Origin of the sequence: Rhodococcus sp. DN22 (assembly GCF_036669995.1) — a bacterium.
GTDB lineage: Bacteria > Actinomycetota > Actinomycetes > Mycobacteriales > Mycobacteriaceae > Rhodococcus_F > Rhodococcus_F erythropolis.
The window spans coordinates 6,208,196-6,220,638 of the sequence record NZ_CP133326.1 but is presented as its reverse complement, the minus strand read 5'-3'; the positions used below and the strand labels follow the sequence as shown (position 1 = coordinate 6,220,638).

Genomic DNA, 12,443 nt, shown 5'->3' with positions numbered 1-12,443 from the left:
CTAGCGTCTGCTCGTGACGATCCGAAGCCAGACCTTTCCGCACCTGCTCGCACCAGGCACCATCGGCCCGATGACCGTGCCCAATCGCGTGGTTCTCCCTGCGATGGACATGAACCTGTGTGAAGACGGGGAAATCGAAAAGGGCGACATCGACCACTTCGTGGCGCGTGCAGCTGGTGGAACGGGTCTGATCATCACCGGTTGCTGCGCTGTTGCGTATCCGCTGGGCTGCACCAGCCGCAAGGAACCGGGGCTTTCGGAAGACCGGTTCATCCCCGGTCTCAAGGCGTTGGCCGACGCAGTCCACGACGCAGGCAGCAAGCTCTGTGTGCAGATGACACACCACGGCAAGGTGGCGCGCATCGATACCCTCGACGGCCGACCGCAGTTGGTCCCGTCCACGCCGAAGCCGCCGGGTGACATGAGCGCGATGGCCGATTGCACGCCAGAAGAACTGGGCAAGATGGCTGCCATCAACGAGGGCAAGAGGGCTACGTACCACGAGGCAACCAAGGAAGATCTTGATTGGCTGGTTCGCATGTTCGCCGAGGCTGCCGGACGGGTGAAGGCGGCGGGCGGCGACGCCGTCGAGATTCACTGTGCCCACAACTACGTCCTCGGAGCGTTCCTGAGTCGGTACACGAATCAGCGCAGCGACGAGTACGGAGGTTCCATGGAGAACCGTGCTCGCCTCGCTTGTGAGGTCATTCGGGCGGTCAAGGAGGAGGTCGGTGGTGCGCTTGCCGTCATCGTGCGTCTGGCCGGTCAAGAGTACGGCGAAACCGACGGGCTGACGGTCGACGAGGCTGCTGCGGCCGCGAAGATGTTCGAAGAGGCCGGAGCTGACGCCATTCATGTCACCGGTACCGCGCTGAATGCTTTTGCCAACTTCACCGACGGACCACTGCCCGACAAGGTCGGCTACTACACCGACAATGCAACGCGAATCAAGCAGGCGATATCGATCCCCGTGATCACCGTCGGACGTATGCTCCCCGAGGTCGGCGAGAAGATGATCGCGGAAGGTCGCACGGACTTCGCCGCAATGGGCCGCCAGCTCCTGGCCGATCCACAGTTGGTGAACAAACTCAAAGACGGTGTACCCGAGCGGGTTCGGCCTTGCATCAATTGCTACGTCTGCGTGCAGGAGAACTTCTGGGACGAGACCCCGCTGTGCGCTGTCAATCCCGCGCTCGGCAACGAAGCGCTTCTCCCCTTCGTTCGGACCAGCACTCCGAAACACGTTGTTGTGGTCGGAGCGGGCCCCGGTGGTCTCGAGACGGCCCGCGTGGCCGCTGAACGTGGGCACCGAGTCACGGTGTTGGACAAGTCCGATCGCCTCGGTGGCACCCTGTGGTTCTCGAGCCTCACTACCCCGGACAACGGGCGTCTGCTCAGCTGGTTGAAAGTGGAAATCGAGCGTCTCGGTGTCGATGTTCGACTGAAGACCGAAGCCTCGGTTGCTTCGATCCGGGCACTGAACCCCGACGCCGTAGTCGTGGCCACCGGTGCAGTCCGTGAGCGGCCTAGCGTTCCGGGCGGCGACTTGCCGCACGTGCACACCGGTGATTCGTTGCGCGCGTTGATGACCGGAGCGGGAGACGTCTCACAGGTACCGCCGTTCCTGCGGACGATGGCCAAGTTGGGCAAGCTGTCCGGTATCACCAAGAGCCCCGCGGCGATCCGAGCTGTGACCCGCAAGTTCCTGCCCATGGGTAAAGACGTTGTCGTGATCGGTGGTTCGCTTGTCGGACTCGAGCTTGCGGAGTTCCTGGCCGAGCGAGGTCGCAATGTGACGCTGATCGAAGAAGGCCAGCAGTTGGGTATTCCGATGGCGATGCCGCGCCGCTGGACGGCGGTGCGCCACGCCAAGCATGTCGGTGTGGACATTCACCGCAATTCAACGGTGCAGCGAATCACCAAGGAGCACGTCGAATTCCGTTCCGGTGACAAGACACGGACCGCTCCAGCCGACATGGTTGTCGTCGCGTCGGGAGTGTCGGCGCAGGCGCCACTGGCCGATTCTCTGATCGGTGTCGTGTCCGACGTACATGTGGTCGGTGACGCGGTGAACGTCGACTACATCGAGGGCGCGATGCACACGGCGTGGAAAGTCGCGATGGATCTGTAGTTCAGCATCAGGTAGCGCTTTGTGCCGCAACGATGTCCGGCCACCAGCGGGCCGCGACATCGGGGTGCGCACGTAGTCGACTCTTGAGGGCATTCGCCCCGTAGGAATCGTGGATCGGGTTGTTCGCGTCCACGGTGACGCCGGTGGCGCGCGCCGCCAGCTCGGGAGGTAGGTCGAACTCCGGGATCTGCGCTGCGTAGTTCGGGTTGAAGAAGAACGGCACCGAGATACGTTCACCGTCGCCCTCGGGTGAAACTACCCGGTGCACAGTCGCTTTCAAGTAGCCGCCGGTAGCGACCTCGAGCAGTTCGCCGATGTTGACCACCAGCGCCCCGTCGATCGGCGGCGCGTCGATCCAGTCGCCGTCGTGCTCGACCTGCAGACCGCCTTTGCCCGGTTCGACATAGAGCAGAGTCAGCACACCCGCGTCCTTGTGTCCGCCGACGCCCTGGGAGCCGGCACCTTTCGGGCGGCCCGGGTAACGCACCACCTTGATGAGGATCGACGGATCGTGAGCGAACGCGTCGTCGAAGATGTTCGCATCCTGGCCCAGGGCTACCGCCCATTCGCGTAAGAGGCTCAATGCGATCGAGGTGAGTGTGTCGTTCCACTCGGTGATGACGTCGCGAAGTTCGGGAAGGGCGTCTGGCCACTGGTTGGGGCCCTGCAGAATCTCCCAGGCCGGTGAGGTGTCGGTGCGCTCGGCCGCGGGCTGTTCGGCGCCGATGTCGATCTGCTCGCGCCAGTCCTGCTTGCCTTCGGTCAGTTCGCCGCCGAGCCGGGTGTACCCACGGAAGTGCGGGCTGCGGACGTTCTCGATCGCGAGCTTCTCGGCAGTCGGCAGCGCGAAGAACTCGCGGGCGACGGCGAGGAGGCGGCGCTGCAGTTCGTCGGGAATTCCGTGGCCGACCAGGTAGAAGAATCCGACCTCGTGGGTGGCCTCGCGGAGCTGAGTGCGGAACTGCTCGGCGGTGTCGGGGTTCTGCGCAAGCGATAGATCGAGCACTGGCAGCGACGTAATCGACATGGGGTCCTCGATCCGTGTGATGGTTCTGATGTCCATCATTCCACGCTGAGCGGCACCCGGACCCGCACGGCAATTCGGCAGCCGCAGGCGTGATTACCCGCGCGGATGCGGAAACACCCTGCGGATAACAGAATCGGGGCCTTGCGCCATTGGCGCAAGACCCCGAATCAGTGTGAGTCGAATTAAGCTTCGTCAGCGCCGATGATGAACGCTTCGAGCTCGATGCGAGCCTTGTCGTCGGCCATCTGGACCGGCGGGGACTTCATCAGGTAAGCGGAAGCCGGGTAAACCGGTCCACCGATGCCGCGGTCCTTGGCGATCTTGGCTGCGCGGACGGCGTCGATGATGATGCCGGCAGAGTTGGGCGAATCCCAGACCTCGAGCTTGTACTCCAGGTTCAGGGGAGCGTCACCGAAGGCGCGGCCTTCGAGGCGGACGTATGCCCACTTGCGGTCGTCGAGCCACTCCACGTAGTCCGAGGGACCGATGTGGACGTTGCGGTCGTGAACCTTGCCGGCAAGTGCGCCGGTCAGGTTGGACGTCACGGCCTGGGTCTTGGAAACCTTCTTGGACTCCAGGCGATCACGCTCGAGCATGTTCTTGAAGTCCATGTTTCCACCGACGTTGAGCTGGTAGGTGCGGTCCAGCACGACGCCGCGGTCTTCGAACAGCTTCGCCATCACGCGGTGTGTGATGGTGGCGCCGACCTGGCTCTTGATGTCGTCGCCGACGATCGGGACGCCGGCGTCCTTGAACTTGGCAGCCCACTCCGGGTCGGAAGCGATGAAGACGGGCAGAGCGTTGACGAATGCAACGCCTGCGTCGATCGCGCACTGTGCGTAGAACTTGTCAGCGTCGTCGGAACCGACGGGCAGGTAGGAGACGAGGACGTCGACCTGAGCGTCCTTGAGTGCCTTGACGACGTCGACGGGCTCGGCGTCGGACAGCTCGATGGTCTCGGCGTAGTACTTGCCGATGCCGTCGAGGGTCGGGCCACGCTGAACGGGAACGTCCAGGGGCGGGACGTCGGCGATCTTGATGGTGTTGTTCTCGCTCGCGAGGATCGCCTCGGAGAGGTCGAAGCCGACCTTCTTGGCGTCGACGTCGAACGCAGCGACGAACTGCACGTCGCGGACGTGGTACTTACCGAACTTGACGTGCATGAGGCCGGGGACCGTCTGGGTCTCGTCGGCATCCTTGTAGTAGTGGACGCCCTGAACCAGGGACGAGGCGCAGTTACCCACGCCCACAATGGCTACGCGCACCGCGGTGCTGTTCTCACCCATGGTCGGGTTCTCCTTCTTTCCGGGATGTTCCTGTTGTCGATTGCTCGGCTGCGATCAATTCGTTGAGCCAACGCACTTCGCGTTCACTCGATTCGAGTCCGAGCTGATGGAGCTGACGGGTATAGCGGTCCAGCGATCCGCTGGCCCGACCGACGGCCTCGCGGAGCCCCTCACGGCGCTCCTCGACCTGGCGTCGCCTGCCTTCGAGGATCCGCATCCGCGCTTCTGCGGGGGTGCGGCTGAAGAAGGCGAGGTGAACGCCGAAACCGTCGTCGGTGTAGTTCTGCGGCCCGGTGTCGGCGACCAGTTCGGTGAACCGTTGCCGACCTTCCGGAGTGAGCTGGTAGACGCGACGCGCCCGACGCTTGAGCGTGCCGGTGGCAGTGTCGACGTCTTCCGAGATCAATCCGTCGGCTTGCATGCGCCGCAGTGCCGGGTACAGCGATCCGTACGAGAACGCGCGGAATGCGCCGAGCAGACCAGTGAGCCGCTTACGCAGCTCGTATCCGTGCATCGGTGACTCGAGGAGCAGCCCGAGGATTGCGAGTTCGAGCAACTGACAAACCTCCCGAGTCGTTGAACCTAACCGCTTGATGCGATAACCAACTATATCGCGCCGATATATAAAACCACACTGCGGCCCGATACGTGTACCAAGGTGTCACGGCTAGATCAGGGGGTGAACGGGTAGATCGACATGATTTCCCCGTCGAGGCCAGCGGTCAGGTACCCGCTTTCGTCGAGGTCGTTGCCGACGTGGATCTCGATGGTCGGCACGGTTTCGGTGCTTCCGACAGAGACGTACCGAGTGGTCGGATTTTGCACCGACGTTGTGGTTCCGGCGCCGTCGAGCAGGGCGATCACGATGCGAGGATCGAGCTGTGTGACGTCGATCTGTGTCACGTCGGGTTCGCGCGATCCTCCCGAAGTCGTGTCCTCGAGGTCGCCTCGGTAGTAACTGTCGAGGCTCTTGCGCTGCGCAGCAGGATCGGCGCGCGTTACGCGTGCATAAGTGGGATAGATGGTCATCTCGTCGACCAGTCCGCTGCCGTACTCCGTTTCGATGGCATGGAACATCGCCCCCAGGCCGTCGACGGTGTGTAACTGTGGCTCGGGGCTCGAGAAGATCGTGACGTCGGACGCGGCGTATTTGATTCCGAAACCGACAGCCGAGACCAGTGACAGCGCGATGATCACAACGGCAATCCAACGCGTGTCGAGCGAAGGTTCTTTCCGAAGAATGGGTAGGGACGCCTCAGTCTGCAGATCGAACGTCAAATCTTCGAGATCGCCGAGAGTGACTGCCACCGCGGCGAGTTCGGTCAATTCGTCGTGCTCGGTCGCCGTGAGTTGTCCGTCGGCGAAGGCGGAGTCCAGCACTGCGCAGGTAGCCTCGCGATCGGCATTGCGAGCGCGGGTGGTCCTGGTTAGATCGTTCGGCATGTCCGGGGCCTATCGAGGAGTGAAGGGAGACAAGCGGATCGGGCGTCCGTCAGGCGTCAGATCCATCCACCCGCTCGCGCCGAGGTTGTTGCTGGCGTAGATGGAGACGCGTGGATCGTCGCTCGACGAACTCATGCTGATGTGTGTGATCTCGGCGTCGGGGACGTTGAGATTTGCGGACACTCCTGCCAGATATCCGGCGAGTTTGTCGATGTCGACGGCAGCGAGGTCGAAGGTGACGGTGCTGGCTGCTCGAGTCGACGTGCTGTCGCGTGGTGTGAAACCGCCTCGAAAGTCGATGTCTTCCTCCAGGTTCGGCGAGACAGCGGCGGCGCGAGTGACGCTTGCATAGCCGTCGTAGAAGTTGGCGGAATCGATTATCGTCGTGCCGTACTTGGCGCTGTATCTGGTGATGAATTCCCCGATCCCGCTTGCGGTGACCGTGTTCAACGTCGAACTCACAATGGGGGCAAGCGGTTCGACGTTTTCGGCTGCCGCCGGTGGAGGCGGTGGGGGTGAATCGTCGGCGGACAAGGTGAGGTACCCGATCAGGCCGGCGAAGATAGTCGATGCGGCTGCGAGGTACCAGATCTTGTCGATACGGCGAACTTTGGCGACGGCGTTGCGCAGCGTTGCTTTCTGCAGATCGCGGACCAGCAGATCGAGCTGTCCGAGCGTGGTCGCGGTCATGGCCGCAGCCGTCCGGTTCGCGTGCTCGTCGACCGTGATCTGGCCGTCGGACAGAGCCGTATCGAGAACGGCGCAGGTATCGGAACGGTCGACGTCGCGCGCACGGGTGCGCGTAGAGGTAGTAGTCGGGGACCCACTCACCGGCTCACCCTAGCTCCCGTACGGGTAGGAACGAGAGATCTCGCCCCACGGCGTGACCTCGATGCGTCCTTGGTGGCCGAGTCCGTTCTCTGCATAGATCGCGATCTCCGGGACGCCGTAGTTCGCGTCCACGATCAAGTGGGTGATCGCGGCGTCCGAAACATTGACATAGTCGCCGATGTTCACCATGTACGGCGCGAGCTTGTCGATCTGGATGGAACCGAGGTCGAAGGGCGTCTGGCCAGTTCGCCGCGGAGTGGACGTCACTTCCCTCTCGAAGCCGTCGCGAAAACTGATGGACTCGGTGAGAGCGGGAGCATCGGGGACGGCCCGGCTCACTGCGGAGTAGTCGCCGTGGAAGCTGGCGTCGTCTACGAACATGTCGCCGTACTCGTCGCGATACCTCTCGATGAATGCGCCGATTCCTTCCGGCGTCAACGTGTCGATGTGTGCGATCAGGATCGGTTCGACGGTCGGCTCCGGCACCGGGGTGGTGGTCGGCAACGGCGGAGCGAGGGAAGTAGTGCTGGCATAACTGGCTGTGATGTCTTCCGAGGGCGTCAACGGTGACCGACTCCACGCCACTGCGGCGATCGCGCCGACGACGATCAGAGCAGCAGCACCGACGAACACGGCCTTTCGTGCCGTCGACGTCCGAGGCACCGTTTTGGTCTCGATCTTCGGCACCTGCAGATCGTTGACCAGGCGTGCGAGTGCGAGCAGGGTCTTCGCGGACTTCGCCTTCTCGGTCCGGTCGAAGTAGTCCTCCGCGCTCAACTGCCCTTCGGCGTACGCGGCGTCCAACACATTGCACGTTTCGACGCGATCAAGATCACGAGCACGCGTCATCGGAGAACGAGAAGACTTCACAGGAAGTGATCGTAATGGCTGGTCGCCATGCCCCCAGCCCCCGAAATGTGTTCATCGTGACCCTCCCGAACCGTCCGTCGCGGCACGGACGCACGTACGCTGGTCAGGTGCGGATACAGCGGCAAGTTGTGGACTACGCGCTCGCGCGTCGGTCTGTGCTGGCCGAAGTGTCTGCGGGTCGGACCGACGTCAAGCAGGTGTGTGACGCCGATCCGTACCTACTCAGAGCCGCGAAGTTCCACGGCCGGGGCAGCGACGTCGTCTGCCCCATTTGCCGCAAGGAACAGTTGACGCTCGTGTCCTGGGTGTTCGGCGACAAGCTCGGTCAGGTTTCGGGATCGGCCCGAACCTCGGACGAGCTCGCTCGGCTTGCGGAAACAGCAGAGGAGTTCACGGTGCACGTTGTAGAGGTGTGCCGTACCTGCAGTTGGAACCACTTGGTGCAGTCCTATGTGCTCGGCGCAGTACCTGCGCCGCCGCGACCGCGGCGAGCACGCCCACCAAGCCGGCGCACCGCCAGCGAGTAACGCCACACCCGAAGAAGGGCCCGATCGAAGTCTGCACGTGATCGGTCCGTGACCACTGGAGATTTGATTCGTGAGTTCCCCCAGCAACAACAACCCGGGCGGCAACAACCCGGGTGGCCGTCCCGTCGGTCCCAACCGTCCCGCCGGACCTCCTCAGGGTCGTCCGCCGCAGGGACGTCCCATGGGCCCACCACCGCAGGGACGCCCTCCGATGGGTCCGCCCCCTCAGGGTCGTCCGCCGCAAGGTCGTCCGATGGGACCCCCGCCCCAGGGTCGCCCGCCGCAAGCCCGACCTTCGGGCCCGCCTCCTCAGGGCCGCCCCGCCGGTCCCCCTCCTCAGGGTCGTCCGCCGCAAGGCCGACCTGCCGGCCCGCCGCCTCGAGATCGCGCCGTAGGCGCTCAGGCGAACGAACCGACCCAGCGCGTCGCGGCAGCAGCAGCGACCACCCGTAGCAACGCGGGCACCCGCCCGCCGGTCGGACCTCCGCCGACGAAGCCGCCGACAGGTGGCTCCGGTGGCGGTGGCAACGACGGACAACCCCCGAAGGGAAGAAAGAGCACCGTGAAGAAGAAGTCCAAGTGGCGCACAGTTCGCCGCTCGGCCTACGTCTTGGTGGCGCTCGGTCTTGTTCTGCCCGTCCTTGCCTTCATGGCCGCGTACATCGTGCAGGACGTCCCCAAACCCGGTGACCTCAAGACCAATCAGGTGGCGACGGTCTTTGCCGCCGACGGCACCACGGTGATCAGCACTGTCGTCCCGCCAGATGGCAACCGCGTCGAGGTCTCGCTCGATCAGGTACCGCCGCACGTTCGCAACGCTGTTCTGGCCGCAGAGGACCGCGATTTCTACTCGAATCCGGGCTTCTCGATCTCCGGTTTCGCACGCGCAGCCCGTGACAACGTCCTCGGTCGCGACAGCGCCGGTGGTGGCTCGACCATCACGCAGCAGTACGTCAAGAAGGCGCTTGTCGGCTCGGAGCGTTCGCTGACGCGAAAGATGAAGGAACTCGTCATCTCCTCGAAGATGGCCAACGAGTGGTCCAAGGACGACATCCTCGCCGCGTATCTGAACACCATTTACTTCGGTCGCGGTGCGTACGGCATCGGCGCAGCATCCAAGGCTTACTTCGGTAAGCCCGTTGACCAGCTGTCCATCGAAGAAGGCGCCGTCCTGGCGTCGTCGATCCAGCTTCCGTCGCTCCTCGATCCCGAGACCAACCCGACAGGCGCGAAGTCCCGCTGGGATTACGTGCTCGACGGCATGGTGTCTGCAGGCACGCTGGATCAGGCCGCGCGCACGCCGATGCAGTACCCCGCTTACATCCCGCTCGCCCAGGTCGACAACAGCAGCCAGGGCTCGACCGGCCCCGAGGGCCTGATCAAGCGTCAGGTGCTCAAGGAGATCGGCGACGCTGGAATCAGCGAGCAGTTGCTCAACACCGAGGGCTTGCAGATCACCACGACCATCGACCCGCAGGCTCAAGCCGCAGCGGTCGAAGCAGCCCGTTCCAATATGGAGGGCGAGCCGGAGAATCTGCGTACCGCAGTTGTCTCGGTCGATCCGAAGACCGGAGCCGTCAAGGCGTACTACGGCGGTGAGGACGGCGCGGGATACGACTTCGCGAATGCCGGACTTCAGACCGGTTCCTCGTTCAAGGTGTTCGGCCTCGCAGCCGCCCTGGATCAGGGAATCCCGCTCTCGCAGATGTACGACAGCTCACCGCTGACCGTCAACGGCATCTCCATCGGCAACGTCGAAGGTGAAAGCTGCGGCACCTGCACCATCGCAGAGGCGCTCAAGCGTTCGCTGAACACCAGCTTCTACCGCCAGATGCTCAGCCTCGACGGCAACGGCCCGCAGGAAATCGCGGACATCGCTCACAAGGCAGGCATCCCGAAGGACATCCCGGGCGTCGGCCCGTCGCTCACCGAGGCCGACGGTTCCGGCCCCAACAACGGCATCGTGCTCGGCCAGTACCAGGCCCGCGTGCTCGACATGGCGTCGTCGTACGCGACACTCGCCGCGTCCGGTACGTATCACGCACCGCACTTCGTGCAGAAGGTCGTCGCGGCCGACGGCACCGTGCTGCTGGACCGCGGCGCGCCCGCCGGTGAAGACCGCATCGACGCTGCCGTGGCGGACAACGTGACGGCTGCGATGCAGCCGATCGCGGCGTACTCGCGCGGTCACAACCTGGCCGGCGGACGTCTGTCGGCGTCGAAGACAGGTACCGCGCAGCTCGGTGACACCGGAGCCAACAAGGACGCGTGGATGGTCGGCTACACGCCGTCGCTTTCGACCGCGGTCTGGGTCGGAACTCCCGACGGTGAAGCGATCACCAATTCCGGTGGCGCGATGATCTACGGCTCAGGTCTGCCTTCGGACATCTGGAAGGACACGATGGACGGCGCCCTCGAGGGCACCGACAACGAGAAGTTCCCGACGCCGGGCAAGATCAACGGTCAAGCCGGTGGTGTTCCGGAGTACACGGCTCCCGCACCGCCCAAGACGTCGGCGCCGCCGACCACCGCACCGACGACGACGGAAACCACTCCGCCGCCCGTGGTGACAACGACGCAGGTCGAGGTTCTGCCGGGCATCACGATCCCGATTCCGGGCATCTCCCGGCCGACGACAACCACGCCACAGGTACCAGGGGCAGGCGAGACCACCGAGGAAGAACCGGCAGGTGTGAGCCCCGGCCAGTAGTTGGAGGGTGGTCGGTTCGAAAGACGGTAACCTCGCGGAGTGGCCGCGAATGCTGATGATGCCGAACCGACCTCCCCCGCTCCGCTGGCCGAAGATCTTCGTTCGGCGGATTGGCGGGACGTTCCCAGTCGCAACGACGCGATGGTGTCTGCGCTGTCGGGAACCGTCGGCGGTCCGGTAGGTCGTCACGCACTGATCGGGCGCACTCGCTTCTTCACACCGATGCGAGTGATCCTTCTGCTCGCCGTGGTGTTCTTGGCTTTCGGCTGGTTCGCCAAGGCGGGCTGTATTCAGCAGGCGCCGGTCGGCGAGAGCGGGCAGGTCGGCCTCGACTGGAGTGGCAGCCGTCAGTACGTGGCGATGTGTTACTCCGATACCGTTCCGCTGTACGGAGCCGAGCGCCTCGATCAGGGAGCATTCCCGTACAAGACGTCGTGGGAAGAAGTACGCGGCGACGGTTCGATCCAGATGCGGTACATGGAGTATCCGGTCATCTCGGGGCTCTACCAGTACGGCGCAATGAAAGTCGCGAAGGCGTGGGATTCGATCACCTGGCTGCCGGGCGCGATTCAGGTGGCGCTCTATTTCAACGTCGTGGCGTTCGGGTTGGCGTTGGCGTGGCTGGTCACCGTGTGGGCGAGCACCCTGCTGGCCGGACGACGAGTGTGGGACGGCGCTCTGATCGCGTGCTCCCCTTTGGTGATCGTGCACGTGTTCACGAACTTCGATCCTCTGGCGACGGCGTTCGCGGCGGGTGGGTTGTTGGCGTGGGCACGCAAGCGGCCCGTGCTCGCGGGAATCCTGCTCGGCCTGGGCGGCGCCGCAAAGCTCTACCCGCTGCTCCTACTGGGACCGCTCTTGGTCCTGTGTCTGCGCGCGGGCAAGACGAGGGACTGGCTGGTGACCGCTCTCAGCGCGGTCGCGGCATGGCTTGCGGTGAACCTGCCCATTGCCGCGCTGTACCCCCATGGTTGGTACGAGTTCTTCCGGCTCAACTCCGAACGCGGGGCCGATCCGGATTCGCTCTACAACGTGATCGCGTCGTTCACGTCGTGGAAGGGCCTCGACGGTCCTCTCGCACAGGGTGAGTCGCCGTCGAATCTCAACGCCGTCTCTCTGCTTTTGTTCGTGGCCGTCTGCATCGGTGTCGGATACGTCGCCCTGACGGCGCAGCGTCGTCCGCGAGTTGCGCAGCTGTGCTTCCTGTTGGTGGCGGGCTTCCTGCTCACGAACAAGGTGTGGAGCCCGCAGTATTCTCTGTGGCTGGTGCCGCTGGCCGTGTTGGCCTTGCCGCACCGCAGACTCCTGCTCGCGTGGATGACCATCGACGCCCTGGTCTGGGTTCCACGAATGATGTATTACCTCGGGGTGTCCAACAAGGGGCTGCCCGAGCAGTGGTTCACCGGAACGGTCGTGATCCGGGACATCGCGGTACTCGTTCTGTGCGCGCTGGTGCTCCGGCAGATCTACCGGCCGTCGGAGGATCTCGTGCGGTACGGGTTCATCGACGATCCGGCGGGCGGTGTTCTCGATCAAGCACCGGACAAACAACCTGCCTGGCTACCCGGTTGGCTGAAGCCGTCCAAGGCGAAGGAACCGGAACCCGTCACGGTCTGAG

At 64.0% G+C, this 12,443-nt stretch carries 10 protein-coding genes; 4 read left to right on the top strand and 6 right to left on the bottom strand.

What is annotated here, in order from left to right; all coding sequences use genetic code 11:
- Positions 1–13 precede the first annotated feature (13 nt).
- The gene (locus tag RA302_RS28730) at positions 14–2,131 is read left to right on the top strand and encodes an FAD-dependent oxidoreductase (RefSeq protein ID WP_030537119.1); all 2,118 of its coding nucleotides are present in this window, start codon (positions 14–16) and stop codon (positions 2,129–2,131) included.
- Between the two features lie 7 nt (positions 2,132–2,138).
- Here the strand turns inward: RA302_RS28730 and RA302_RS28725 are convergent, their stop codons facing one another.
- The 6 genes from RA302_RS28725 to RA302_RS28700 form a co-directional block, all read right to left on the bottom strand.
- Entirely contained in the window at positions 2,139–3,194 is a 1,056-nt protein-coding gene (locus tag RA302_RS28725; protein ID WP_007735517.1) for a 2-oxoglutarate and iron-dependent oxygenase domain-containing protein, read from the bottom strand.
- A gap of 146 nt (positions 3,195–3,340) precedes the next feature.
- Entirely contained in the window at positions 3,341–4,444 is a 1,104-nt protein-coding gene (locus RA302_RS28720; RefSeq protein ID WP_003945979.1) for an inositol-3-phosphate synthase, read from the bottom strand.
- Positions 4,437–5,000 carry a PadR family transcriptional regulator gene (locus RA302_RS28715; RefSeq protein ID WP_003946014.1) on the bottom strand — a complete coding sequence of 188 codons (564 nt, stop codon included), beginning with the start codon at positions 4,998–5,000 and terminating at the stop codon, positions 4,437–4,439. Before RA302_RS28715 ends, RA302_RS28720 begins: the two co-directional genes overlap by 8 nt.
- A 116-nt stretch (positions 5,001–5,116) precedes the next feature.
- Positions 5,117–5,887, bottom strand: coding sequence for a DUF1707 domain-containing protein (locus tag RA302_RS28710; protein ID WP_030537120.1), 771 nt, complete (start codon positions 5,885–5,887; stop codon positions 5,117–5,119).
- Positions 5,888–5,896: 9 nt separating this feature from the next.
- The gene (locus tag RA302_RS28705) at positions 5,897–6,718 is read right to left on the bottom strand and encodes a DUF1707 domain-containing protein (protein WP_030537121.1); all 822 of its coding nucleotides are present in this window, start codon (positions 6,716–6,718) and stop codon (positions 5,897–5,899) included.
- 9 nt (positions 6,719–6,727) lie between these two features.
- Positions 6,728–7,567 (bottom strand): DUF1707 domain-containing protein, encoded by an 840-nt coding sequence (locus tag RA302_RS28700; protein ID WP_051720890.1) that lies wholly within the window; start codon positions 7,565–7,567, stop codon positions 6,728–6,730.
- 128 nt (positions 7,568–7,695) lie between these two features.
- Here RA302_RS28700 and RA302_RS28695 point away from each other — a divergent pair, with 128 nt between their 5' ends.
- The 3 genes from RA302_RS28695 to RA302_RS28685 all read left to right on the top strand — a co-directional run bounded on the left by RA302_RS28695 (position 7,696) and on the right by RA302_RS28685 (position 12,442).
- Positions 7,696–8,115 carry a DUF5318 family protein gene (locus RA302_RS28695; protein ID WP_042448217.1) on the top strand — a complete coding sequence of 140 codons (420 nt, stop codon included), beginning with the start codon at positions 7,696–7,698 and terminating at the stop codon, positions 8,113–8,115.
- A gap of 562 nt (positions 8,116–8,677) precedes the next feature.
- Entirely contained in the window at positions 8,678–10,825 is a 2,148-nt protein-coding gene (locus tag RA302_RS28690) for a transglycosylase domain-containing protein (protein WP_007735524.1), read from the top strand.
- 39 nt (positions 10,826–10,864) lie between these two features.
- On the top strand, positions 10,865–12,442 hold the full coding sequence (locus RA302_RS28685) for a glycosyltransferase 87 family protein (protein WP_030537124.1): 1,578 nt from the start codon (positions 10,865–10,867) through the stop codon (positions 12,440–12,442).
- Position 12,443 lies beyond the last annotated feature (1 nt).

Bases quoted from the DNA above. Each gene is read 5' to 3' on its own strand.
- RA302_RS28725 (WP_007735517.1), bottom strand. From the start codon at position 3,194: ATGGACATCAGAACCATCACACGGATCGAGGACCCCATGTCGATTACG.
- RA302_RS28720 (WP_003945979.1), bottom strand. From the start codon at position 4,444: ATGGGTGAGAACAGCACCGCGGTGCGCGTAGCCATTGTGGGCGTGGGT.
- RA302_RS28710 (WP_030537120.1), bottom strand. From the start codon at position 5,887: ATGCCGAACGATCTAACCAGGACCACCCGCGCTCGCAATGCCGATCGC.
- RA302_RS28700 (WP_051720890.1), bottom strand. From the start codon at position 7,567: ATGACGCGTGCTCGTGATCTTGATCGCGTCGAAACGTGCAATGTGTTG.